General features: G+C 38.1%; 23 protein-coding genes, 1 tRNA gene and 1 riboswitch. Of the genes, 18 read left to right on the top strand and 6 right to left on the bottom strand.

Annotated features, from left to right (window positions below; all coding sequences use genetic code 11):
• Nucleotides 1-180: 180 nt before the first annotated feature.
• The 3 genes from ASE01S_RS07795 to ASE01S_RS15520 all read left to right on the top strand — a co-directional run bounded on the left by ASE01S_RS07795 (nucleotide 181) and on the right by ASE01S_RS15520 (nucleotide 2,658).
• A complete protein-coding gene (locus ASE01S_RS07795) occupies nucleotides 181-1,335 on the top strand; it encodes a trans-sulfuration enzyme family protein (protein ID WP_083512052.1) in 1,155 nt (384 codons plus the stop codon).
• A 265-nt stretch (nucleotides 1,336-1,600) separates the two neighbouring features.
• Complete coding sequence (locus ASE01S_RS07790; protein ID WP_067840691.1) at nucleotides 1,601-2,359, top strand: (S)-benzoin forming benzil reductase; 759 nt, start codon at nucleotides 1,601-1,603, stop codon at nucleotides 2,357-2,359.
• Nucleotides 2,360-2,553: 194 nt separating this feature from the next.
• Entirely contained in the window at nucleotides 2,554-2,658 is a 105-nt protein-coding gene (locus ASE01S_RS15520) for a YjcZ family sporulation protein (RefSeq protein WP_083512051.1), read from the top strand.
• Between the two features lie 32 nt (nucleotides 2,659-2,690).
• Here the strand turns inward: ASE01S_RS15520 and ASE01S_RS07785 are convergent, their stop codons facing one another.
• Nucleotides 2,691-3,569 (bottom strand): AraC family transcriptional regulator, encoded by an 879-nt coding sequence (locus ASE01S_RS07785; RefSeq protein WP_067840689.1) that lies wholly within the window; start codon nucleotides 3,567-3,569, stop codon nucleotides 2,691-2,693.
• A 158-nt stretch (nucleotides 3,570-3,727) separates the two neighbouring features.
• Here ASE01S_RS07785 and ASE01S_RS07780 point away from each other — a divergent pair, with 158 nt between their 5' ends.
• From ASE01S_RS07780 to ASE01S_RS07765, 4 genes are all read left to right on the top strand, one after another.
• Complete coding sequence (locus ASE01S_RS07780) at nucleotides 3,728-5,992, top strand: glycoside hydrolase family 127 protein (RefSeq protein WP_067840687.1); 2,265 nt, start codon at nucleotides 3,728-3,730, stop codon at nucleotides 5,990-5,992.
• Nucleotides 5,993-6,421: 429 nt separating this feature from the next.
• Nucleotides 6,422-7,174: a type I methionyl aminopeptidase gene (map, locus tag ASE01S_RS07775; RefSeq protein WP_067840685.1), complete on the top strand. Its 753-nt coding sequence runs from the start codon at nucleotides 6,422-6,424 to the stop codon at nucleotides 7,172-7,174.
• Between the two features lie 268 nt (nucleotides 7,175-7,442).
• Complete coding sequence (locus ASE01S_RS07770) at nucleotides 7,443-8,135, top strand: AzlC family ABC transporter permease (RefSeq protein ID WP_067840683.1); 693 nt, start codon at nucleotides 7,443-7,445, stop codon at nucleotides 8,133-8,135.
• Nucleotides 8,135-8,428: an AzlD domain-containing protein gene (locus ASE01S_RS07765; RefSeq protein WP_067840681.1), complete on the top strand. Its 294-nt coding sequence runs from the start codon at nucleotides 8,135-8,137 to the stop codon at nucleotides 8,426-8,428. The genes ASE01S_RS07770 and ASE01S_RS07765 overlap by 1 nt, the downstream gene beginning before the upstream one ends.
• On the opposite strand, the gene ASE01S_RS07760 is transcribed toward ASE01S_RS07765, so the two are convergent.
• Nucleotides 8,384-9,298, bottom strand: coding sequence for a cation diffusion facilitator family transporter (locus ASE01S_RS07760; RefSeq protein WP_067840678.1), 915 nt, complete (start codon nucleotides 9,296-9,298; stop codon nucleotides 8,384-8,386). The genes ASE01S_RS07765 and ASE01S_RS07760 overlap by 45 nt on opposite strands.
• A gap of 266 nt (nucleotides 9,299-9,564) precedes the next feature.
• Here ASE01S_RS07760 and ASE01S_RS07755 point away from each other — a divergent pair, with 266 nt between their 5' ends.
• From ASE01S_RS07755 to ASE01S_RS07745, 3 genes are all read left to right on the top strand, one after another.
• Nucleotides 9,565-9,804, top strand: coding sequence for a hypothetical protein (locus tag ASE01S_RS07755; protein WP_067840676.1), 240 nt, complete (start codon nucleotides 9,565-9,567; stop codon nucleotides 9,802-9,804).
• Between the two features lie 445 nt (nucleotides 9,805-10,249).
• Nucleotides 10,250-11,632, top strand: a complete 1,383-nt coding sequence (gene fumC, locus ASE01S_RS07750; RefSeq protein ID WP_067840674.1) for a class II fumarate hydratase — start codon at nucleotides 10,250-10,252, stop codon at nucleotides 11,630-11,632.
• A gap of 93 nt (nucleotides 11,633-11,725) precedes the next feature.
• Complete coding sequence (locus ASE01S_RS07745) at nucleotides 11,726-11,926, top strand: alpha/beta-type small acid-soluble spore protein (protein WP_067840671.1); 201 nt, start codon at nucleotides 11,726-11,728, stop codon at nucleotides 11,924-11,926.
• 115 nt (nucleotides 11,927-12,041) lie between these two features.
• On the opposite strand, the gene ASE01S_RS07740 is transcribed toward ASE01S_RS07745, so the two are convergent.
• From ASE01S_RS07740 to ASE01S_RS07730, 3 genes are all read right to left on the bottom strand, one after another.
• On the bottom strand, nucleotides 12,042-13,145 hold the full coding sequence (locus ASE01S_RS07740; RefSeq protein ID WP_067840669.1) for an ABC transporter ATP-binding protein: 1,104 nt from the start codon (nucleotides 13,143-13,145) through the stop codon (nucleotides 12,042-12,044).
• A gap of 133 nt (nucleotides 13,146-13,278) precedes the next feature.
• Complete coding sequence (locus ASE01S_RS07735; RefSeq protein WP_067840664.1) at nucleotides 13,279-14,184, bottom strand: PucR family transcriptional regulator; 906 nt, start codon at nucleotides 14,182-14,184, stop codon at nucleotides 13,279-13,281.
• A 237-nt stretch (nucleotides 14,185-14,421) separates the two neighbouring features.
• A complete protein-coding gene (locus ASE01S_RS07730; protein WP_067840663.1) occupies nucleotides 14,422-14,811 on the bottom strand; it encodes a hypothetical protein in 390 nt (129 codons plus the stop codon).
• A 251-nt stretch (nucleotides 14,812-15,062) separates the two neighbouring features.
• On the opposite strand from ASE01S_RS07730, the gene ASE01S_RS07725 reads away from it, so the two are divergent.
• Nucleotides 15,063-15,407 (top strand): YlbF/YmcA family competence regulator, encoded by a 345-nt coding sequence (locus ASE01S_RS07725; RefSeq protein ID WP_067840661.1) that lies wholly within the window; start codon nucleotides 15,063-15,065, stop codon nucleotides 15,405-15,407.
• 153 nt (nucleotides 15,408-15,560) lie between these two features.
• Here the strand turns inward: ASE01S_RS07725 and clpP are convergent, their stop codons facing one another.
• Complete coding sequence (clpP, locus tag ASE01S_RS07720; RefSeq protein WP_067840657.1) at nucleotides 15,561-16,142, bottom strand: ATP-dependent Clp endopeptidase proteolytic subunit ClpP; 582 nt, start codon at nucleotides 16,140-16,142, stop codon at nucleotides 15,561-15,563.
• A gap of 261 nt (nucleotides 16,143-16,403) precedes the next feature.
• On the opposite strand from clpP, the gene ASE01S_RS07715 reads away from it, so the two are divergent.
• The 7 genes from ASE01S_RS07715 to gap all read left to right on the top strand — a co-directional run bounded on the left by ASE01S_RS07715 (nucleotide 16,404) and on the right by gap (nucleotide 23,758).
• Nucleotides 16,404-16,476 (top strand) — tRNA-Arg (locus ASE01S_RS07715).
• Between the two features lie 904 nt (nucleotides 16,477-17,380).
• On the top strand, nucleotides 17,381-17,533 hold the full coding sequence (locus ASE01S_RS15765; RefSeq protein WP_157065170.1) for a small acid-soluble spore protein O: 153 nt from the start codon (nucleotides 17,381-17,383) through the stop codon (nucleotides 17,531-17,533).
• Between the two features lie 315 nt (nucleotides 17,534-17,848).
• Nucleotides 17,849-18,012: riboswitch (M-box (ykoK) riboswitch) on the top strand.
• 406 nt (nucleotides 18,013-18,418) lie between these two features.
• The gene (mgtE, locus tag ASE01S_RS07710) at nucleotides 18,419-19,777 is read left to right on the top strand and encodes a magnesium transporter (protein ID WP_067840655.1); all 1,359 of its coding nucleotides are present in this window, start codon (nucleotides 18,419-18,421) and stop codon (nucleotides 19,775-19,777) included.
• A gap of 96 nt (nucleotides 19,778-19,873) precedes the next feature.
• A complete protein-coding gene (locus ASE01S_RS07705; protein WP_067840653.1) occupies nucleotides 19,874-20,074 on the top strand; it encodes a hypothetical protein in 201 nt (66 codons plus the stop codon).
• Between the two features lie 207 nt (nucleotides 20,075-20,281).
• A complete protein-coding gene (locus ASE01S_RS07700) occupies nucleotides 20,282-21,244 on the top strand; it encodes an L-lactate dehydrogenase (protein WP_157065169.1) in 963 nt (320 codons plus the stop codon).
• Between the two features lie 449 nt (nucleotides 21,245-21,693).
• Nucleotides 21,694-22,725 carry a sugar-binding transcriptional regulator gene (locus ASE01S_RS07695; protein WP_067840649.1) on the top strand — a complete coding sequence of 344 codons (1,032 nt, stop codon included), beginning with the start codon at nucleotides 21,694-21,696 and terminating at the stop codon, nucleotides 22,723-22,725.
• Between the two features lie 31 nt (nucleotides 22,726-22,756).
• A complete protein-coding gene (gene gap / locus ASE01S_RS07690; protein WP_067840647.1) occupies nucleotides 22,757-23,758 on the top strand; it encodes a type I glyceraldehyde-3-phosphate dehydrogenase in 1,002 nt (333 codons plus the stop codon).
• Nucleotides 23,759-23,825: the final 67 nt, after the last annotated feature.

The following is a 23,825-nucleotide window of genomic DNA, read 5'->3' as shown; positions in this document are numbered from 1 at the left end:
TATTGCTAATCTCATTAGTCCGAAATGTTGCTTTTCAGACAACTTCAGACCACGGTACAGCATAAAGTTATCTCATATTATGATCTGTTTAATCCAATTTTACTGCTATTTTTTAAGTTGAATAAGCTTGCAATTATAATATCCCCTAAGGTAAAGTATTAACAAAGTGAAGAGGGGGAAATGGTTTTGAAGGATAATTTCGCAACACGTTCGGTTCATTTTTCTACTAACAAGAAAGATACAATAGAGAGCAAAGTGACACCTATTTATCAAACAACAGCCTTCAAATTTAAAGATTTGGCTGAAATAGAGGCATTTTACCAAGAAGATAAAGGCTATTTATATTCTCGGGTCGGCAACCCTAATACGGATGAATTGGGTCAGGCGGTCGCGATTTTAGAGGGAGCACCTACAGGTATAGCCACTTCATCAGGCTTGTCTGCCATTTTAATTGGCATTTTGGCCACTACTAAGGCTGGTGATCATATCATCGCTTCATCAGATATATATGGGGGTACCTATGAGCTTTTGGTGAATGAGCTTGCTCATTTTAATATAGCGGTTAGTTTTGTTGATTTTACTAACATTTCAGCCGTTAAATCTGCCATTAAACCCAACACAACTCTGTTATATTCTGAATCGATAACCAACCCATTATTAAGGGTAGAGCATCTGCCAACAATCGTTGAGCTGGCTAAACAGCATCAGCTTTTGACTATGATCGATAACACCTTTGCTACTCCTTATTTGATCCAGCCTTATCAACTTGGAGTTGATTTAGTCGTGCATAGTGCGACGAAATATCTTGGTGGACATAGTGATGTGACAGCAGGTGTATTGGTAGGACACCAAACATTATTAGCCAAAGCAAGAAAGCGAATGGTTAATCTTGGAACAACACTCAGTCCATTTGAAGCATGGTTAGCATGTCGAGGAGTTAAGACACTTGATGTAAGAATGGAACGACAGGTTGGAAATGCTGAAAAACTTGCTCGGGCGTTCAGACAAAATCCTAAAGTTAAGCAAGTTTATTATCCCAAATATGCTTCTATTAAGGGGAATGGGGCAATTGTTACCATTGATTTGAATGAGGACTGTGATATTGAACGCTTCTTTAAATCTTTAGCATGGGTAAAGCTTGTTCCTACATTGGCCGGTGTGGAAACAAGTGTGTCTTATCCGAGGACAACTTCACACCGTGCCTTATCAAATATTGAGCAGGAAAAGCTAGGCATTACCAAAGGACTTGTTAGAATTTCAGTAGGTATTGAAGATGCTAAAGATATTATCGATGTTTTTCAAGCAGCGATTGAAGAGGCAACAGGACGATCTTAATGATCGTCTTTTTCTTTGGCAAAAATATTCCATGTATGCTGGTATGATGAAGGTTAAAAAAGATCTTCAAGATACGCAACACACTTTTTGTAATCTAATTAGAGGACTTCTTAATTACCTGGTAGGTGACTGTTATTGCTGGTTAAACAATTATCTATTCTTAGATACTGATTTTGCTCCATTAAAACTCAGCAATGATTTTTCATATCTTTTATAATGAGCTATACTTAAATTAATATTAAATGCTAATGGAGGTATCAGGTGAATGAGATATGCGATTGTGACAGGAACGTCGAAAGGCTTGGGAGCTGCCATTGCTCGACATTTGCTTGAACAAGGAATACATGTCATTGGTATTGCAAGAAATCGAAATAAGGAATTAATAAAGGTTGCAACTGAACGCAATGTTAGCTATCAGCATTTTATATGTGATTTAGCCAATGGTGATCAGATTGATCACGTATTCGCTACGATTAATGATCAAATATTTAAAACAGGGACGCAAAGAGTGTATTTAATTAATAATGCCGCCACAGTCAATCCGATTGATACAGTAGCAAATCATACGATGGAAGCGATCCAGGCTCATATGCAAATCAATTTAGTTGCACCAATGCTGACCACTTCGCTTGTTCTTAAAAAGGCTAAGTCATATGCCATTCCTACTGTAGTCGTTAATATTACTTCAGGCGCAGCGAATCGCTCGACTTATGGTTGGAGTGCATATGGTGCTTCAAAGGCTGGTTTAGATCGATATACAAATACGGTAGCACTAGAGGAACAGGAGCTTAATACAAATAATAAAGCCATCCTATTTGATCCAAGTATAATGGACACGAGTATGCAGCAAGATATCCGTTCTGTGGATAAGGAGGCTTTTGCTGATGTCGAGCAATTTAAACGATACAAAGAGGAAAAGCAATTACGCGATACGACAGTGGTAGCTGAAGTTCTGGTTAACCTACTCGTAGATGACGATCAGATCGAGAACGGGAAATATTATAGTATCAAGCAGTATGTTTAGTGAGCCAAAGCATAACAGAGGTGAAACGAGAACATCTCTCTCAAGTAGCGAGATGTTAACCAAAAAAAAGCCGATCTAACAGAGGTTATCACCAACAAATCTTAAGGCATTTACCCATTTTTACGTTATCCCTTCCCATTTTAGACTGAACAACATATTCTATAAGTGACTCGTAGGAAAAGGAGGGTTCATAAATGGGTGCAGGATACGGTGGTTATGGATCAGGCTTTGCTTTAGTTGTTGTTTTATTTATCTTACTGATCATTATTGGAGCATCTTGGGGATACGGCGGCTATTAAATAGTAAAAGAGGATTCTTCTGGATCCTCTTTTCAATTCTCATTTTTACGATGGATACTTCTAATATAGCGTTGATTCAAATACTGGGAAGGACTAATCCCGGTAACCTTTTTAAAAATGCGACTAAAATAATAAGGATTAGCAAAGCCTAACCGATCACTCACTTCAGTTATGTTGAAATCCGTACTATTGAACAGATCGATGGCCTGCTCGATTAAAATATGATTTTGATATTGTCGAATGGTCTGTCCTGTTTCTTTTTTGAAAATAGTGGAAATGTAGGGATAGCTTAAATGGATCTGAGCTACAATGTCATCGCTTGTTAACTTATGGTCGCTTTGATGACAAAGCTCAATAATGGCTTTGACGATTTGTTGATGCCGTGGCTGAGCCTGTGCCTGCTTTGCTAGGGCATAGAGTTGTAAAAAAAGGTTATGACATTGGACAGAGCGCTCGATCGCATCACTCTTTTGATTTGTTATCATCTGATTAAGCTGCTGTCTTACATAGGACAGGTACTGTACTTGACCATGCTTAGGTAAGGTCAGCTTCTTAAAATAACCATCCTCTGGAATCATCGTTTGCAAATGTGGAGTTTGATACTCATTCCATGTCGATAGCTGCTTATGATCAGGAGTGAAAAAATGAATAAAGTACCATTTGGTACCAGGTTGATAAAATTTGTTTCCCCAATGCTTAACCCCTCTATGTAAGAACAAAAAGTGACCAGCTGTTAACGTGTATGTTTGCCCGTCTTCGATAACCTCCATCTGACCAGCTACAACAAAAATAAAGACATGTAGCCTTTTCATTAATCGATCAGGATGACGAAATTCTCCATTCAAATCTTCCATATAACCGATCTCATGGAGCATGGGAATGTGATAAGACGCTATTTCTATCGTGTGCAAATCAATCACCTCCCTCTCATTTTAGCATAGATGGATGGAAATAGATCTGATCCTTTGGATAGATATTAAAAAAAGATATCTTTTTTAAAAAACATGACATGTTCATACCACCATGTTGATGGCATATTGGATTTAAAAACAGAAGAAGGATGTTAGATATGGAAAAAGTGATATTGACGCAAGGATTATTTAAGGATTCCGAACAAAAAGGTAAGACTTATCTCGTTGTTCTTGATCTAGATCGATTAATTGCCCCTTGTTATGAAGCAGCAGGACAGAAGCCTAAAGCGAAACGTTACGGTGGCTGGGAGGAAAAAGAGATTGCTGGTCACTCGATTGGTCATTGGTTGTCAGCAGCAGCGATGATGTATAAAGTGACCGGAGATCAGATCCTTAAGGATAAGCTCGAATATGCAGTCGATGAATTAGCACATGTTCAATCATTTGATACATCAGGCTATGTTAGTGGCTTTAATCGAGCTTGCTTTGACGAGGTTTTTTCAGGTGATTTTCGGGTCGGACACTTTGAGCTAGGGGGATCGTGGGTTCCATGGTATAGTCTGCATAAAATTTTTGCAGGACTTATTGATGCTTATCAACTAGCAGATTGTCAAAAAGCAAGATTGGTTTTAGAAAAGCTATCAGATTGGGCAGACAAAGGACTAGCTAAGCTTACAGATCAACAATTTCAACATATGCTGATCTGTGAGTTTGGAGGAATGAACGAGGTATTCGCTGATGTATACACGATTACTGGAGATAAACGTTTTCTTAATTTAGCTGAACGTTTTAATGACTTAAGGATACTATCCCCACTGTTAAACGAAGTTGATGATTTAGCAGGCAAACATGCCAATACACAAATTCCAAAAGTCATTGGGGTAGCTCGGCTTTACGATGTAACAGAAAAAGAAGAGTATCAAAAAATAGCTCGATTTTTCTGGGAGCAAGTTATTCATCATCACTCCTATGTGATTGGAGGTAACAGTAATGCTGAGCACTTTGGTCCTGTTGATACTGAGCCACTTGGTATCTTAACAACTGAAACATGTAATACGTATAATATGTTAAAGCTGACGGAGTATTTATTTGCTTGGTCACCTGACAGTCGCTATATGGATTATTATGAGAACGCCTTATTTAATCATATTTTGGCATCACAGGACCCTGAGTCAGGGATGAAAACGTATTTTATCTCTACAGAACCCGGTCACTTTAAAGTTTACTGTACACCAGATCAATCCTTTTGGTGTTGTACAGGTTCGGGTATGGAGAATCCTGCACGCTATGCTAAAAATATTTATACGCGAATAGATGATAAAATTTATGTTAATTTATTTATTGCTTCAGAGTTTACCCTAGCTAATCAAATTAAGTTGAAACAAGAAACGCAATTTCCATATCAGCAGAAGAGCAAGTTACTGGTAACCGAAGCAAATGGAGCTACGCATACGATTTTAATTCGTGTTCCTTATTGGTTAACAGGTGAGATGAATGTTAGCATTAATGGTGAAAATGTTGAAGCTCATGTTGAGCATGGCTACCTTAAGCTGACACGTCACTGGCATCAAGGAGACTGTATAACGTGGGATTTACCGATGAGCTTACACACATATACAGCTAAGGATAATCCTCATCATAAAGCGTTTCTGTATGGTCCAATTGTATTAGCTGGCAAGCTTGGTCATGACCGTTTTCCGGAAACAGATATTGTAGCAGATCATTTAGTCTACAATAATTATCCTCTAATTGATGTACCAACTTTAGTCACCACTGAAGAACCAAGCGCTTGGCTGGAATTAACTGATCCAGCTACACTAACTTTTACATCAAGGCCAATCGGGGAACCAGGTCAAAAAAGTGTGACAATGATTCCGTTCTATCGTCTACATCATGAGCGTTACACTATTTATTGGCAAGTCATGAGCGAGCAAGACTATCAGTCTTACCAGCAAGATGCTGACCAAAAGGCGAAAAAATTACGCAGCATGACCGTGGATTATGTCCAGCCAGGAGAGCAACAGCCTGAGATCGAGCATGATATTCAAGCTAAGCAATCCTCAACCGGCTATTTGAATCTTGTTGATCGCCACTATCGTGATGCTCGTGATGGAGGCTATTTTAGCTATCAGCTTGCTGTAGAGGCTGAACAAGCCAATACTTTAATTGTGACTTACTATGGGAATGACCAAGAAATATTTATTGATGGAAAGAGCTACCCGAGACAATTTAATATTTTAGTCGATCAAGCATGCATCGCAACAGAAACGTTAACTGGAACCAATCCCAAACAGTTAGTTGATCAGGCTTATCCAATACCTCAGTCTTTAACAAATGGAAAGAATAGCGTCCACGTATGTTTTGAGGCTCCAGAAGGAAAAATTGCCGGTGGTGTTTACGGTGTGCGTGTGATTAGAAATTAAATCAAAGCCTAGCTATGATCCAAGAAGTTGTTAAATGATAAGGTTAAGAAACGGGTCAAATAACGATTAACAAATGTAAGTATGTAAGAGGGCAAGAGGGGGATGTACCGTACATCAATTTCGTGTAATCGGACAACGAATCAACTGTGCTTCAGGCTAGATGATCTAGGGGCTGGAGTACAGTTTTGTTTATTTCATTGGAAATTAATTGGATAAGTTAACGAGAAAAGGGGATCACGTTTTGCTTTAGACAGGAGAACGGGGCTCCTAATGAGGAATGTTTAAGTCTGTCTCGATGTCTGGTTGGAAATACCTACTTTTACATCAATGTATTGCTAAATAACCAAAGCTCTTGTTTAGAAAGTATTAGCACATTTATCAATAAAATATGATATAGTATGTATGGATAGAAGGGGGGAATAAGATTAAATGATTCAGCGTAAAAGTAAACGTGAAATAGAAATGATGGCTGAAGCAGGTAAATTGCTCGCTGAAGTCCATAAAGAACTCGCTAAGCTGATTAAACCAGGAGTGACAACTAAACAAATTGATCAATTTGTAGAAAAATATTTAGCTGAACATGGAGCAACGCCTGAACAGAAGGGGTATAATGGCTATAAATATGCCACATGCGCCTCAATCAATGATGAGATTTGTCACGGTTTTCCGCGTGATGAAGCATTAAAGAATGGTGATATTGTCACGATTGATATGGTCGTTAATCTTAATGGTGGTCTAGCAGACTCGGCTTGGACATACGCAGTAGGTGATGTAGATGAAAAAACAGAACGTTTTTTGAATGTCACGAAGACTTCTCTATATAAAGGAATTGAGCAAGCACAGGTTGGCAATCGAATCGGTGATATTGGCCATGCAATCCAACAATATGCTGAGGCAGAAGGGTATGCAGTGGTCCGTGATTTTACCGGACATGGAATTGGACCATCAATCCACGAGGCGCCCCATATTCCGCACTACGGTTTGCCTGGTAAAGGTACTCGTCTTAAAGAGGGGATGGCCATTACTATCGAACCGATGCTGAATGAAGGGTCATGGCATAGTAAAATGGATGATAATAACTGGACCGCACGTACAGTAGACGGTGAGCGTTCAGCACAATTTGAACATACCATTATCATTACACAAGATGGCCCATTAATTTTAACTGAACAAGAAAGCTAGCTAATTAGCTAGCTTTTTGTATACCTTAAATGTCGGAGTAAACCATCTTTCCAAACAAACATCTAAATTCGGTTAAGAGAGTATCGGTCATGAATGTTTTATTCAGAGGATGGCAGCAACTGCTCTTGTCTTTACTAACACCCAGGCAAGCCTTAACTTTATGAATTTAGTCAAGTTCGATGACGGTATTTTTGTGATGAGTTATAATTTTTTTGATCATAAAAAAATAGGTGGATACAGAGAAAAAATAGATAGAGGGGGAGTAGCTATGCAAGCAAAGCTACAAATTAAAAAAGGACTAGCCGTTGGAATACCGATTATGCTTGGCTACTTTCCAATTGCAGTCACTTATGGTGTCATTGCACAGCAAGCAGGGCTGAGTTTGCTAGAATTAACAAGTATGAGCGTACTTGTTTATGCAGGAGCGGCACAATTTATGGGAACCAATATGCTCGCCATTGGTGCAGGTTCAATTGAAATTATCCTTGCTACATTTGTCTTAAATTTTCGGCATTTTGTTTTGAGTTTATCTTTTATGCATCGAGCAAGGGCTTTCCCGCTTCGCTGGAAAGCTCTACTTGCCATGGGGCTAACCGATGAATCCTTTTCAGTCGCTTCCACTCAGCCAAAAGCGTTGCAAGAAGATAAGGGGTATTACTTCTATATCGCTCTATTTACTGGTGCGTATCTATCTTGGATAACGGGTTCATTTCTCGGAGGTATCGTTGGTGATATTATGCCGAGCTCAATAAGCCAAAGCTTAGGTATAGCCTTGTATGCGATGTTTATTGCATTACTCGTACCAGCCATTAAATCAAATGTACGATATGGCCTCATTGCATGTTTGGCGATGCTGTTAAATTATGGTTTCTCCAAGATCTGGCAAGAAGGCTGGTCAATCGTTTTGGCGACAGTTACTGCTAGCTTTTTAGGGATTTTTCTGATTAGGAGGGAAGATTAATGTCGCCAATATTTGTTATTATTTTAATGGCAGTTGTCACGATTGGACCAAGAATTATTCCTGCTTTTATTGTTGATCTCATTAAATTTCCTAACTGGGTTGGACGTTGGCTTGAAGCCGTTCCTTATGCAGCGCTTGGCGCATTAATATTTCCTGGTATTTTGAACGTCTTACCAGATCGTCCCCTTGTAGGATTAATAGGTGGTATTGTAGCCATTGTATTGTCACTTTTACGTGTTCATACTGTTTTAATCGTACTTGGAGCCTCTGCTGTTGTTTATTTTATGCTTTGATTCTTGGTGATAAGGCTCAACATGGATGTGAGCATATGGAATATTTAGCTCCTGCTCTAACGTTTCCTCAATACGATCGGTAATTTTGTGTCCATGCTCAACCGTTATATTTGGGTCGACGTAAATAATAATATCGAGTAATGTTTGATTTCCATGGCGTCGACCTTTAATATCTCGTACCTCAATAACTTCTTGATCTTTAGCGATATGCTCTCGTATAACCTCGATTAAATCTTGATCAAAGCCATCCGTTAATGAATGGCTGGAATTTCTAAAAATACTCCAAGCGGTATGAACGATCAGAATTCCGACAATCAGCCCAGCTACCGGATCAAGCCAATACCAACCAATTTGGGCTCCGATAATGCCAATAAATGCTCCAAAACTAATTAGTGCATCTGATCGATTATCTTGTGAAGCTGCATGTAAAGATGAACTATTGATCCGCTTAGCCAATCGTGAATTAAACCAATAGACAGCTAACATAATTAGCGATGAAGCTAAGGCTATCCACGCAGCTATCATATCTGGCTGGGTATGAGATCGATTCCAAATGAGTTGAATCGACTGAACGATAACTTGAAAGCCGACTGTCACCATAATAAATGATGCGATTAATGAGGCAATTAGTTCAGCGCGAAAGTGTCCATAATGATGATCACTATCAGGTGGCTTACGCGAAATACGCAAGCCAATCAGGACGGCTAAAGATGCGATCACATCTGTTGTATTATTTAATCCATCAGCTTGTAAAGCTTGAGAATTTGATAAGTTACCAATAATGACTTTTATTGCAGCTAGTAGGAGATAGACTGTAATGCTTAACCATGCACCGGTTTCTCCTCTTTTTAATTGATCATATTGATTCATTTTTTTATTTTTTCCCTTCTCTGATTTCATAAAAATAGCTTATCATGCAGAATTCCTGTGGGTCTAGAGAAAAAATAGTTCGTTTAATCATCATAACTGATCGGCTCCAATCAAGTTGGTGGATGCCAAAATCTATTCGTTTGGTACGCTTAATCATACTTTCCCCTGTTTTAATGAAAAAAACCCATTAGTAAATCGTTTACAAATCCGATATAATGGGTATATAGAAATAAATTTTGTTAGTCCTTAAGAAGGAGTTGAGATCGTTGAAGAAACAAAAAGTAAATTATTGTTTACGTCGTAACTTCTTTAGCTATCCTCTTATAGCTAAGCGTGAGATGCCGTTTGAAGTCAAACTGATCGCACAACTTGTTATGGACGCACTTGTTTCGGAGCATAATAAAGCTAACTTTGATCGGAAGATTAATAAAGCTATTGACAGCAACGATCCTGCTCAATTTAAACGAATTTGTGAACAAAATAAACACTATTCATGGGAGTATTAAGGTGTCTGAACACAAGAAAATGGTTCAGCACTGGAACTAGCAGCGGACAGCTTAAGCTTGTCCGCTACTTAGTTTGTTCTAAGTATAATATTTCGACTAGCATGTAGCTATTAGCTAACTTCCTTGAAGATAGCCTGATTGTGTATAGTGACCTTACCTAAAAGAAGAGGTGTTGGAACATGAGGTTGTTATTCATTTTAATGACCTTTGGCACTTACGGGTATGTGGGAATTCCGATAGCGAAATATATCAGCAGGACTTGACTCTGCAGGATTACGTTTTGACTGTTGAAGTTAATGTAATTTGACTTCAACAGTTTTTTTGTAAAATAAAAGCCACGAACTCAAGCGTTAGGGATAGGTTACTCAGATACATTCGAAAAATATGGCAAATATATTGATAAGTTGTTGTGATAGAATAGAGGAAAATAGCAGGGGGAGATATGATGAGAACACGGGTAGAACATGATACTCTAGGAGAAGTCCATGTTGATCAGACTAAATTTTGGGGTGCTCAAACCCAACGTAGTTTAGAAAATTTCCCAATTGGTCAGGAAATGATACCAGAACGGCTCATTTACGCTTTTGTCATGCTCAAACGGAGTGCAGCAATTGTTAATGGTAGACTAGGTCGTTTAACAGAAGAAAAAGTAGAGGCGATAAAACAAGCTTGTGATTATGTATTAAACCAGAAAGAACAAGTAATTGAGCATTTCCCGCTTGTTGTTTGGCAAACAGGTAGTGGGACACAAACGAACATGAATATTAACGAAGTGTTAGCTTACATAGGGAATAGCATCCTAAAAGAAAAAAACGCTTCTGAAACGCTTCATCCCAACGATGACTTAAATCGATCACAAAGTTCAAATGACACGTTTCCAACTGCTATGCATGTTGCGAGTGTATTAGCATTGGAAGAGGAATTACTACCGGCAATGAGTAATATGGAAGCAACGCTAGCTGAGCTTAGTCAACAGTATCAAGATTTGATTAAAATAGGTAGAACACATCTACAAGATGCCACACCGCTAACGTTTGGTCAAGAGGTGAGCGGATGGCAGCATATGTTGGAAAAAATGAAGCAAATGATATTAGAGGATTTAACTTATCTTCGTGAGCTTGCCATCGGCGGGACAGCAGTTGGAACAGGGCTTAATGCAGATCCAAGCTTTGGATATGAAGTTGCTGTGGAATTAAGTAACCTAACCGAAACTACTTTTTGCTCAGCAGCAAATAAATTTCATGCCCTAACAAGTCATGATCAGTTAGTGCGGGCCCACGGTACGCTTAAGGCATTAGCAGCTGACTTAATGAAAATAGCAAATGATATTAGATGGCTAGCCAGTGGACCACGTGCGGGAATTGGTGAAATTGAACTCCCTGCTAATGAACCTGGTAGTTCAATTATGCCAGGGAAAGTTAATCCGACTCAAGCTGAGGCATTAACGATGGTCACTGTCCAAGTCATGGGCAACGATACAACGATTGGTATTGCAGCCAGTCAAGGGCAATTTCAATTAAATGTGTTCAAACCCGTTATTGCTTATAATTTTCTACAATCGGTTCGGTTACTAAGTGATGCGATGCGTTCATTTACGGATCGATGCTTAATCGGTCTAAAGGCTAATGAAGAGAAAATGACTGACTACCTTAACGCCTCGCTTATGCTCGTAACAGCGTTAACCCCTCATCTCGGTTATGAGCAAACAGCTAAAATTGTAAAAAAGGCCTATCATGAGGGAACGACATTGAAGCAGGCCGCCATAGCTTTAGGGATGTTGACCGCATCGGAATTTGATCAACTCGTTGATCCTAAACGCATGATCTAATCAGACTTAGCGGAATATTCCTTTACAACCAGTCAAACACAGTCATAATTTTCAGCGATTGTTTTACACTAACGATTAAGGAGGTGGACAACAATGGCTGATAGAAGTAGCTCTAACAAATTAGTTGTTCCTGGTGTTGAAGCCCAACTCGAACAAATGAAGTATGAAATTGCTCAGGAGTTTGGAGTAAATCCAGGTCCTAGTGAAACATCACGTGCCAATGGATCAATTGGTGGTGAAATTACGAAAAGACTTGTGCAGGAAGCACAACAACAAATTGGGCCTAGAGCATAATAGGTTTAAATTCATTTCGATAATAAAAACGATCGTTAACTGAATATCAAAACATAAAAGAGAGACATCCAATTTAGAGGATGTCTCTCTATATATAAAAGGGGGGTATACTAAATTATCTTATGGTTTGCTCTGTTTCAACATCAAAGAAATGACATTTATGCATATCGAATGCTAGCTTTAAGGACTCGCCGCCTTGAATATCTGTACGTGAATCAACACGTGCAATAAATTCTTGATCAGCTAGCTTAGAATATAAGTAAGATTCTGAACCCATTAATTCGGCTACTTCTATCTCTGCAGTGATCGTTGAGCCAGGGTTTGCATCAAGGAAAACAGGCTCATCATGAATATCTTCAGGGCGAATACCGAGAACGACATCTTTTCCTACGTAGCCTTGTTCACGCAAGACTTTCATTTTACCTTCTGGTATGCTAATCGTTTGTTTTGGAGAAACGCTAAAACCATTCTCCTCAAGCTTACCGTTAAAGAAGTTCATCGCAGGTGAACCTATAAAACCTGCTACAAAGATATTATCAGGCTTGTCATAAACCTCTTTAGGTGCACCAACTTGTTGAATAACACCATCTTTAAGTACGACAATACGTGTTGCCATTGTCATTGCTTCGGTTTGATCGTGTGTTACATAAATAGTAGTAGTTTGTAGGCGTTGGTGTAACTTTTGAATTTCTGCACGCATCTGTCCACGCAGCTTAGCGTCAAGGTTTGATAACGGCTCATCCATTAAGAACACTTTTGCATCACGTACAATCGCCCGACCTAATGCTACACGTTGGCGCTGTCCACCCGAAAGTGCCTTAGGCTTACGATCTAAATATGCCTCTAAGCCAAGAATTTGTGCTGCATTTTTCACTCGGCGTTCAATTTCGTCTTTACGGAACTTACGGAGCTTTAACCCAAATGCCATGTTATCGTATACATTCATGTGTGGGTAAAGGGCATAGTTTTGGAATACCATCGCAATGTCACGATCCTTAGGAGCGACATCATTCATTAGTTTATCATCGATATAAAACTCACCAGATGTAATTTCCTCAAGTCCTGCAATCATACGTAAAGTTGTTGACTTACCACAACCAGATGGTCCTACAAATACGATAAACTCTTTGTCCTTAATTTCAAGGTTGAAGTCATCAACTGCTTTGACCCCATCTTTGTCATAAATTTTGTCAATATTTTTTAGTACTAACTCAGCCATTAAAATGTCCTCCTTCAAGAAAATGAAAGCGTTTCACTTGATGCCATTAGTTTATATAATTTTGGCGAATAGGTAAATGGTTACCATGCACAAAAACTTCAATACCTATTTGTGCACGCTTACATATTATTAATCATTGAATCCGCTCTAACTGCTTTTTAAGAAGTAAAATGAGGTAGACAGCCAGTGCGCCTTCAAATTGCTTGACATCGATCTGTGTTTTTTCAATAAATTTATCGATTCGATACTGTAGGCTATTCCGGTGCATGTACATTTCTTTAGCGGCCAGACTAATGTTTGAATTACATTCTAGAAAAATTTGAATGGTTCTAAGTAATTCTTCATCACCTAAAGTATCCTTTAAAATTAATCTTACTAGGAAGTGTTGATCGGTTTGAGCTGTTAAAGTGGGTAAAAGATAGGGAACTGCATTGACATAGGTAATAACACGCTTAATATTAAATGGTTCTAATCGTTTAAAGGTGGCTTTCATCCACTGAAAGTAAGCTTTAGCATCAGTTAAGTCAGTCAGATAAGGACCAATAAAAAAGCGAAGGTCAAGAAAAAAATCACTGGTGAATACTTCTACCATGTCAAGATATGAAATACTTTCCTCATCATTAAACACTTCTTGCTCAATGATTATGCCTGTTTGTTGATCAATCCAAATGATGATCGGCTGTTCAGGATACAAACCTGTAATCGCTTCACGAAAGGCGAGCGGATCAGCAAGTGGCTTTGACAATGAGAAATACACAAGGCGGTAAAACTCTGGTCGTTCTGTTAATTGATTTAACCCTTTTTCAAATAATAGCTTGTACCAAGCGTGCTCTTTGGCAGTTACCGGTGGATGAGCACCGTGGTAAGGTGTCAGAAACAGACTGAGTAAGGCTTGATCTTTATTGACAAGCTCTGTATCTTTTATTCCGATTACTTCATTATTTGGTGTTGTAAACCACTTATAGTCAGTTGACTGATCTGGACTTATCTGCTGATTTGTTAATAAACTAGGAAAAAGTTGTTTTAATTGATCGATCATATGCGAGCTCCCTTTAATTATTATTTTTAATTATAACAAATGAGATTTGTTGAGCATACTTTGAAATCGTGGTCTGATAGCGGTTGGTATCGAGACATAACAGATAAGCTTATCTTATCACACTTCAGTCTGCCATCTTTAAACGACTGCAAGTGACAGTCATTTAAAAATGAACAGACTCGTTTACATACGGAACGGTGCGACAAGCTTGTTGAAAGCTTTAGGAAGTTAATCATATTATTCTGAAAATAGTAATTGAATGGAAACATCTTGTGCTTGATCTGCTGCAAGTGTTAAGTTGTAATCACCTGCAGGGTAATGCACGTCGCGAAGTGCTAATGCGGATTCTTTATTAAGCTGTTCTTCAAATATCACCTGACCTTCGGGACTAATTAAGCTTATGTTGAGATCCCCTTGTTCAATTGTTGCTTCAAGGTCAATCGATGAGAAACGATTCAAAGTCAGTTGCTCTGTTTTATCTCCGCTAAACCGTTTAATAGTGAGTGATATTTGATCAGGATTATTTGTTTGCTGGAACGTGTATAATGTAGCTTGATAGCCACTACAAGCAACCAGACTCATCATTGTAAATAGGAGAACTATTCCGTATATTAACTTTTTATTCATGATTTTCAACTCCTTGTATGCCTTTAATTATATTATTAATCATAGCAAAGATTTGTAAAGACTTATCTATTTTTACTATGGTTTAAAAAGACCGTTAAACCAAATCATACAGTTTTAGGAATAGGAAGGAACCCAGATAAAATTGGAATTTTAAGAATGAATATATTTGGATTAATAGGCGAAGTTTGTTATAGTGGAACAGTGTAAGGTGAACGGCCATCTTGGTCACTATATTTTAGGAGGATTTATTTATGTCAGCAATTCAGGAAAGTGCAGTAGCCCTCGAGCTAGCGATTCGTAAAAGTGAAGAATTTAATGCATTAAAATCAGCTTATGACGCGGTTATGAATGATGAAATAGCAAAGAGAATGTTTGATGATTTTCGTAATACGCAGATCGAACTTCAACAAAAACAAATGCAAGGATTAGAAATTACTGAAGAAGAAGTAGATAAAGCACGTAAAGTGGTTGAGACTGTTCAGCAACATGAACAAATTTCACAATTAATGGAGCAAGAACAACGTGTTAATGACCTTATTAACAATATTAGTCGTACCATTACCAAGCCTTTAGAAGAGCTGTATGGTGGCCAATAAAGTGAAACTTCGTGCAGTGGGTTTTTTTCCATCCTCAACTGAACGTTAGTTGAGCCAACAGCCAGTAACACTGCGATAGAAATGAAAAAAAGCCCGCTAAGTCTGTTCTCCAAAATGAATTGGAGCCGTGAGATTAGCGGGTTTTTCTATCTATTACTTTTTCTCCATGACTTTGTCGATTAACCCATATTTCTGGGCAGCCGTAGCAGACATGAAATTATCACGATCTGTGTCTTTTTCAATAACTTCAATTGGTTGACCAGTACGATCAGATAAAATTTGATTTAATTTTTCACGCATTTCAATAATACGTTTTGCATGGATTTGAATATCTGATGCTTGACCTTGAGTTCCACCAAGTGGTTGATGGATCATGACCTCACTATTTGGTAGAGCATAACGCTTACCAGGAGCTCCAGCTGCTAATAAGAAAGCTCCCATCGATGCTGCCATTCCTACACAAATTGTTGACACATCTGCTTTAATAAACTGCATAGTATCATAGATCGCCATTCCAGCTGTGATCGACCCTCCAGGAGAGTTGATGTAAAGTGAGATATCTTTATCAGAGCTTTCAGCTTCTAAAAATAATAATTGAGCAACAATGCTATTAGCTACATTGTCATCAATCGCACTTCCTAACATAATAATACGATCTTTTAGCAAGCGAGAATAAATATCATAAGCGCGCTCTCCACGATTAGTTTGTTCAATTACTGTTGGAATTAAATTCATTTTTTATTTTTCCTCCTTCATTGTGTACTTGATTGCTTCATTAACCTTATAATATCTAATTGGTCAATAAAGGTCAAATAAAATAACTTCAATAAACCTAGTTGATATTTTCCCCGAATGATTGGCAAAATAAACCTTGATTAAAATTATAACAGACCCTTATCATGATATGCTAAATAAATCTTAAACTGGATAAAAATTTTTTCAATTGAAATATAATGATAGATCGGTTATAATGATCTTTGTCTTAAAAAAGACTATGCGCTCGTAGCTCAGGGGATAGAGCATCGGTTTCCGGTACCGTGTGTCGGGGGTTCGAATCCCTCCGAGCGTGTTTTTAAGTTAACTTTGTTTAGCTTAGAAGGTTTCTGAATTGGCTAAAACGTTGTTGCATCAATGTTTTAGCTTTTTTTTATTTTTATTAGAAAATCATAAATTACACAGCACCTTTATACATATTCGAAAATAAAATATTTTTTTGTATTAAAGAGAGAGGTTTTTAACATATAGCGTTGAATATAATGTAGTAATAAAGGAGATCATTGGGCGGATTTCCCTACTTAAGTTTCTGCGAGAGCTTCCCTTCAGATTGGTCTCTTGTGGCTGCAAGAGTAAATGCAAATAATAAAGGAAATGGTGTTTATGTCGGTGTAACTTGGGTAGGAATTTTTAATGTAGAGCCATTATAAAAATCGGAAGGTGTGTAAAACCATGAACGCAACATTACTTACTTTGGCTTCATCATGTTTAATGGTGGTATGTGCTGTATACTTTTTTGTTTATGCAAGAAAGAAAAAATCAAATACTCATAAAGAAATGAAGTATAGAATAGTTTTCACTATACTAATTATGTTATTGGTATTTCCTGTTATTTTGGGAATGATATAGTTGCAAGCCCCGTTAATTCGCACATATTTTTTTTACACTAAAATTGAAATCATGCTATATTGTTCATTTTTTATAATCCCTCCCAGCGTGTTTGGTTTAAACAAATGATGACCAACGGTTTCTTCTGTGTTTGAGCCGTTGGTTTTTTACTGTTAAAAAATTGCCCTAAAAAAGATCAAATTCTAAGCTCTGCGGGAGATTGATCGAGCAAAGCTGAAAAAAATCTAGGCGTAATAAGCCAAAGCGCATTTTGTCGTGTCATCTGTTCCCCTTTTGTGGTTCAGTTGGTGCTTATAACCTCTGTATAGTTTAACTCCTTTTAAGCAAGCTATAGATGTGGAGGTGATAAAATGAAACATGACAAGAAAGAGCGTAAACAAAAAGGACGCAATGATCATGAAACAATTAAAGAAACATCGCCGAGACAATTTGAGCATGAATTTGCTAACGAACCAATGACACCAGTGGAATTGGATCGAAATAAAATACAGAAGAGATGTTAGTATAACTTTTGCTTCTCCATTCACAGGAATGGAGAAGTTTTTTTGGCTATGCCCAAATTCCAGAGAGCTTACAGCGAGGGATCAAAGATGTAATAAGATATATTAGGTTTTCTGACGAAGGAGCCTTTGCCCCAATGCAGGGCAAGAACAGTTTAGCATATACAATAAGGATCTATACGTATCAATGACTTCAAGAATTAAGGCAATTATTTATCGTCTTTATTCTTTGCGAGTACTTATTTAGACAATATGCTATATAAAGTTTGTTTATTGACATTCATCTGATCTTGCTTTAACATTATTAGTGATAATTGAATGAAACCTCGTTAGGTGAGGCTCCTGTGCTGGAGATACGCTGCTGCCCAAAAACGTCTAAAGACGCCAATGGGTCAACAGGAACTATCGAATTAAGGTAGTTTTTAATGTAGCTGGTTTATCCTATGCCGCACAGTGCTAAAGCTCTACGAATGGAGGCATTGGTTTGTTAAAGTTGCGCTTTTTACGCTCACCTTCATTATTAGAGGTGGGCGTTTTTGGTTTTTTTTAGAAAAATCAGATGCTTTTTTCCGTAGGATTTTTGATGATGGATTAAGGATGCTCAAGGAATTTAAATGGATAGACAAGCGTCAAAAGTGCAATCCTAAAAGCTGTCTATTGCTGTTAGGATAAGGGGCCTTTATCGACCTTTGCAGAGAGGAATCAGTTTATCAAAAAAACCATAATGTTATGAGAATTTTATCTGTTAGATAAATTCTTATAACTCATTGATCTGAAAGGGGGGATACATGATGAGGAGTCAGGATTCTGATTCATGTTATAGGAAAAGTAAACAACGGATAATGAGCTCATCTGTATCACCAGGTAGCTTAGAAGGAGGATCAATATATGGTGAAGGAAAAACTTAATTACGAAAACTATGCTTTAGAGATTTTAAAATATATCAAAGATAATCAAACAGAGGAATTTCGAGAATTATTTCTTTCGATACACCCAACGAATCAAATTAGTATTTTTGTACAATTAAATCAGCCTTTAAGAAAGCGTCTTTATCAAATGATTTCAGCCGAGGAATTTGCTCCGGTGTTTGAAGGTTTAGAACCTGAAAAGCAAAAACAGGTGATCTTTGAATTAGATCATAAAGACTTAGTTGCTTTGTTAAATACTCTTCCAACAGATGAAATCACCGATTTTTTAGCAAATCAAGAAAAACAGGATGTTACGAGACTTTTAAACGCTATGGATAAAAAACGGGCGATGGTGATCCGGGAGTTATTAAGTTATCCACTAGAAACCGCTGGTGGGATTATGGCCAAAGAATTTATGGCTGTCCACACTACCGATAAAGCGGGTGACGTTATTGATAATTTACGTTTCAAAGCCCCAAATGCCGAAACAATCTATTATCTTTATGTGCTAGATCAGCAATCACGTCTGGTTGGGGTATTATCACTACGAGATTTAATAGTAGCGCCAGTATTTGAAACGGTTGAAAATATTATGAGAACAGACCTTGTTACTGTCACAACCAGTATGGATCAAGAGGATGTCGCTAAAGTTATGAAACGCTACGATTTTTTGGCTGTACCAGTTGTCACAAAAGATAATATACTAACAGGTATAATTACAGTTGATGATGTGATGGATGTCATGGACGAAGAGGTCGCTGAAGATTTTGATGAATTTACGGCTGCTAATGGGGGTATGGATATTAATATTAGTTCCTTCAAAGCAGCACGTAAACGGGCTCCATGGATTATTTTGCTACTTATATTTGGTTTAATTACCGGTAGTATTATTAGACAGTTTGAACAAGCGTTAGAAGAGGTTGTTTTATTAGCTGTGTTCATCCCATTAATTATGGATTCTGCAGGAAATGTCGGGACACAATCGTTAGCTGTTGTTGTACGAGCAATAGCCACTGATACGTTTGCCAAGAAAGGCCTGCTCCATGCGGTGAAGCGCGAGTTTTTTACAGGGCTACTACTCGGCGTTTCCACAGCACTTTTTCTTTTTGTTGTTATACCAATCTTATATGGTAACTTTATGTTATCAGTGATTGTAGCCGTATCATTATTGTTGACATTAAGTGTATCGGCTATTGTTGGATCAGTCATACCGGTAATTATTAATAAAATAAATCTTGATCCGGCAATTGCCTCAGGTCCGTTTATTACGACTATTAACGATATTTTAGGCTTATCGATATATTTTACAATTGCTACACACCTACTTTCTTACTTGTAAGGAGATACGATTACCTGCTATATTTCCTTTTTAAACAATTTAGGTTATAATAGGCTAACAGACATCTGTTTATTATAGGGGTGTGGGGGTGACACAATGAAATATATCTACTGGGTTTGTTTATCATTATTAGTAGTATGGGAAACACATGCCCTACAAGATATTTTCGACTTTTCGCCAGTTTGGCAGCACGTAGCCAATATTATCAGTGTCGGTTACTTTGCATATTTATTGAATATAAAAATTGATTTTAATAAACTAACAAATAAATATTTACGCCAACGAAAGGTCAGTTAACAAATCTGGTGTCCACCTCAGAAGTGGACACCTTTTATTATGGCTATGGATTCGATTTTGGAGACAAATCACTAAATATAGACATAATTATACTGAATAGCGGGTATTGTAACGATAAGAGCTGGATCAGAATGTCACCAAATCTAAGATATCTCCGATAAGATAGGTCAGCATTTTAATTACATTGAGTAAAGGGAGTGAATGATTATGGCAGAGCTACATAACAATACCAAAACACGTAAGGTCGTGATTATTGGGGTAGGCTTAGTTGGATCAAGTTATGCTTACGCACTTTTAAATCAAGGGATTGTGAATGAAATGGTTTTAATCGATTTAAATCACGATCGGGCCGATGGCGAAGCACGAGATTTAAATCATGGTATGCCTTTTGGTTCACCTATGAAGATTAGAGCAGGTCACTATGATGAGTGTAGAGATGCAGATCTCGTTGTGATTACAGCAGGTGCAAACCAAGAGCAAGGAGAAACACGCTTAGATTTGGTGACGAAGAATACAAAAGTTATGCAAAATATCGTTGAACACATTATGAGGACTGGTTTTAATGGGATATTATTAGTGGCAACAAATCCGGTCGATGTCTTAACTCAGGTCGTTTATCAGGCATCAGGATTACCAAAGGAGCGTGTTATTGGTTCTGGTACGATATTAGATACGGCGCGTTTCCGATACTTACTAAGTGAATATTTCCAAGTTGATTCTCGCAATGTTCATGCCTATATTATTGGAGAGCATGGTGATTCTGAGTTGCCAGTTTGGAGTCATGTTCAAATCGGAGGATTGCCACTTAATGTATATGGCAAAATAGATAATTATTATCAAGATCAAGATATGCAACAAACATTTGAAAACGTGAGAGATGCTGCCTATGATATTATTGAACGAAAAGGAGCGACACATTATGGGATTGGGATGGGATTGGCACGATTGACAAAAGCTATTTTATACAATGAAAACTCCATTCTGACGATATCAACCTTATTTGAAGGAGAATATGGTTTAAACGGAATTTTCTTAGGGATCCCTGCAATTGTAAATGCTTCTGGTGTACGAGAAATTATTCAGCTGCAATTATCGGATCGTGAGCAAGAGCAGTTAAATAAGTCAGCAGAGATATTGAAGGAAATGGTCAATAAAGCTTTACAGACCTAACTATTTATCGCAGTGTAACTGGCTGGGGCTGCGATTACTCGCCCCATCGAAGGTCTTTTGTTTGACTCCCACTTTCAAGCAATAAGGGAACACGTCAGTCTAAGTGGGAGATCAAACAGCTAGTAACGGCCCGATTGGTTTTAACTAACGTTTAGTGGAGGAGAGAGGAAGCTGACTAAGTTCGCGACATCGTGTTGCAACGTCTGCACGAGCACATCCAATGCGTCGAACCCCTGAACGAAGTTTCACTTTATCAGGGAAAACAAGCAGTTATCCACTTCTTTTCTCTCTCTACAAAAGTTGAATATCGACAGAAATAAATAGCTTGAGCAATCAACTAGCTTCTGCTAAAATGAGAGTGTAAGAAAAATTTTTTGTCGTATGTGGGACGGATTGTGTCATGGCGGGATAGAATTTATCCCGGGAATTGAAGGGAAGGAAGATAAATCATGCCTACGCTGATTGACTTGCAAAAATTATTATGCCCTGATTTATTAAAAGCCATGCAAAGACGTTATCGCATCCTTCACACAATCCAATTGCTTGAGCCAATTGGACGACGAAGCTTAGCAGAACAAATTGCATTAAAAGAACGAATTGTTCGAACAGAGCTAGATTTTTTAACGCAACAAGGCTTGCTCTCAGTGAGTACAAAAGGTGTCTCATTAACCCCTTCTGGTAAAGAAGTCCTTTCCGAATTAACACCTTATATTGAAGAAGTTAATGGATTTCGTGTATTAGAAGAACAAATCAAGCAGACATTAAAACTTGACCATGTTATAATTACACCTGGAGATAGTGATAGTCAGGACTGGGTTAAGCTTGATTTAGGTCGTCGGGCTAGTGAGTTTTTGCGTACTCAATTGAAATCAAATCAGACGATTGCTGTTACAGGTGGGACTACCATGGCAACCGTTGCTGAGATGATCCAACCATTGCCTAATGTAGCCAATTGCCTATTTGTCCCAGCACGAGGTGGACTAGGTGAACGGGTAGAAAATCAAGCAAACACAATTTGTGCTGAAATGGCAAAAAAGATCAAAAGTAACTATCGCTTACTCTATGTTCCTGATCCGCTTAGTGAAGAGACTTACCACTCGATCATCCATGAGCCAGGCGTTAAAGACGTTTTGCAAATCATTAGACAGGCTGATATTGTTATGCACGGTATTGGAGATGCTCTAACAATGGCAAAGCGGCGAAAAACGTCAGATCATGTTTTGGCAAAGCTTAGTTCGGGTAACGCAGTAAGTGAGGCATTTGGTTATTACTTTGATCGGTTAGGTCAAGTTGTCTATAAAGTTCGAACTGTCGGTATGCAATTAGAGGAACTGTCTAAGATTAAAACGGTAATCGCCATTGCCGGTGGTGAATCTAAGGCAGCTGCTATAGCCTCTTATTTTAGACAAGGAAAAAGCAATGTCCTCATTACTGATGAGGGGGCTGCTAAGGCATTAATAAAGGGATTTCCCTTTAGATAAATAAAAAGCATAATACAAGGAGGAAACAAGAATGACTGTAAAAGTAGGTATCAATGGTTTTGGTCGTATCGGCCGCTTAGCTTTCCGTCGTATTCAACAAGTAGAAGGGATCGAAGTGGTTGCAATCAACGACTTAACTGATGCTAACATGCTTGCTCATTTATTAAAATATGATACAACTCAAGGTCGTTTTGATGGCGATGTTGACGTTAAAGAAGGTTATTTCACAGTAAATGGTAAGGATGTTAAAATCCTTTCAAACAGTAATCCTGCAGAATTACCTTGGGCTGACTTAGGAGTTGAGATTGTTTTAGAATGTACAGGTTTCTTTACTTCTAAGGAAAAAGCAGAGCTTCACCTTAAAGGTGGCGCAAAACGTGTTGTTATTTCTGCTCCAGGTGGTAATGATGTGCCAACAATTGTTTACAATGTTAACCACAAAACGTTAACAGGTAATGAAACTGTTATTTCTGGTGCTTCTTGTACAACAAACTGCTTAGCACCAATGGCTGATACATTACACAAAGAATTTGGTGTCATTGAAGGTCTTATGACTACAATCCACGCCTATACAGGTGACCAAAATACTTTAGATGCGCCACACCCTAAAGGTGACTACCGTCGTGCACGTGCGGCAGCTAGCAATATCGTTCCTAACACAACTGGTGCTGCTAAGGCGATTGGACTTGTTATTCCTGAGTTACAAGGTAAATTAGATGGTGCGGCTCAACGTGTTCCAGTACCAACAGGTTCATTAACTGAGCTTGTGACTGTACTTGAAAAAGAAGTCACTGCTGATCAAGTAAACGCAGCGATGGAAAAAGCTGCTAATGAGTCTTATGGATACACTGAAGATCAAATTGTTTCTTCAGATATTATTGGAATTTCTTACGGTTCATTATTTGATGCAACCCAAACTAAAGTAATGACAGTTGGTGACAAGCAATTAGTTAAAACAGTTGCTTGGTATGACAATGAAATGTCTTACACAGCTCAATTGGTTCGTACTTTAGAATACTTTGCTAAATTATAATTCAAAACAATAATAAGCTAGGTCCAATAGCATTCACAGGAAAGCGGGGAGCGATCGCGCTTCCCGT

Source organism: Amphibacillus sediminis NBRC 103570 (genome assembly GCF_001552275.1).
Classification (GTDB): Bacteria; Bacillota; Bacilli; order Bacillales; family Amphibacillaceae; genus Amphibacillus_B; species Amphibacillus_B sediminis.
The sequence above is the reverse complement of the archived record's forward strand: the minus strand, read 5'-3'. Positions and strand labels throughout refer to the sequence as shown.

What these genes read in the sequence shown, in the direction of transcription:
- ASE01S_RS07795 (WP_083512052.1), top strand. Translation starts at nt 181, where the DNA reads ATGGTTTTGAAGGATAATTTCGCAACACGTTCGGTTCATTTTTCTACT.
- ASE01S_RS07790 (WP_067840691.1), top strand. Translation starts at nt 1,601, where the DNA reads ATGAGATATGCGATTGTGACAGGAACGTCGAAAGGCTTGGGAGCTGCC.
- ASE01S_RS15520 (WP_083512051.1), top strand. Translation starts at nt 2,554, where the DNA reads ATGGGTGCAGGATACGGTGGTTATGGATCAGGCTTTGCTTTAGTTGTT.
- ASE01S_RS07780 (WP_067840687.1), top strand. Translation starts at nt 3,728, where the DNA reads ATGGAAAAAGTGATATTGACGCAAGGATTATTTAAGGATTCCGAACAA.
- map (WP_067840685.1), top strand. Translation starts at nt 6,422, where the DNA reads ATGATTCAGCGTAAAAGTAAACGTGAAATAGAAATGATGGCTGAAGCA.
- ASE01S_RS07770 (WP_067840683.1), top strand. Translation starts at nt 7,443, where the DNA reads ATGCAAGCAAAGCTACAAATTAAAAAAGGACTAGCCGTTGGAATACCG.
- ASE01S_RS07765 (WP_067840681.1), top strand. Translation starts at nt 8,135, where the DNA reads ATGTCGCCAATATTTGTTATTATTTTAATGGCAGTTGTCACGATTGGA.
- ASE01S_RS07760 (WP_067840678.1), bottom strand. Translation starts at nt 9,298, where the DNA reads ATGAATCAATATGATCAATTAAAAAGAGGAGAAACCGGTGCATGGTTA.
- fumC (WP_067840674.1), top strand. Translation starts at nt 10,250, where the DNA reads ATGAGAACACGGGTAGAACATGATACTCTAGGAGAAGTCCATGTTGAT.
- ASE01S_RS07745 (WP_067840671.1), top strand. Translation starts at nt 11,726, where the DNA reads ATGGCTGATAGAAGTAGCTCTAACAAATTAGTTGTTCCTGGTGTTGAA.
- ASE01S_RS07740 (WP_067840669.1), bottom strand. Translation starts at nt 13,145, where the DNA reads ATGGCTGAGTTAGTACTAAAAAATATTGACAAAATTTATGACAAAGAT.
- ASE01S_RS07735 (WP_067840664.1), bottom strand. Translation starts at nt 14,184, where the DNA reads ATGATCGATCAATTAAAACAACTTTTTCCTAGTTTATTAACAAATCAG.
- ASE01S_RS07730 (WP_067840663.1), bottom strand. Translation starts at nt 14,811, where the DNA reads ATGAATAAAAAGTTAATATACGGAATAGTTCTCCTATTTACAATGATG.
- ASE01S_RS07725 (WP_067840661.1), top strand. Translation starts at nt 15,063, where the DNA reads ATGTCAGCAATTCAGGAAAGTGCAGTAGCCCTCGAGCTAGCGATTCGT.
- clpP (WP_067840657.1), bottom strand. Translation starts at nt 16,142, where the DNA reads ATGAATTTAATTCCAACAGTAATTGAACAAACTAATCGTGGAGAGCGC.
- ASE01S_RS15765 (WP_157065170.1), top strand. Translation starts at nt 17,381, where the DNA reads ATGAAACATGACAAGAAAGAGCGTAAACAAAAAGGACGCAATGATCAT.
- mgtE (WP_067840655.1), top strand. Translation starts at nt 18,419, where the DNA reads ATGGTGAAGGAAAAACTTAATTACGAAAACTATGCTTTAGAGATTTTA.
- ASE01S_RS07705 (WP_067840653.1), top strand. Translation starts at nt 19,874, where the DNA reads ATGAAATATATCTACTGGGTTTGTTTATCATTATTAGTAGTATGGGAA.
- ASE01S_RS07700 (WP_157065169.1), top strand. Translation starts at nt 20,282, where the DNA reads ATGGCAGAGCTACATAACAATACCAAAACACGTAAGGTCGTGATTATT.
- ASE01S_RS07695 (WP_067840649.1), top strand. Translation starts at nt 21,694, where the DNA reads ATGCCTACGCTGATTGACTTGCAAAAATTATTATGCCCTGATTTATTA.
- gap (WP_067840647.1), top strand. Translation starts at nt 22,757, where the DNA reads ATGACTGTAAAAGTAGGTATCAATGGTTTTGGTCGTATCGGCCGCTTA.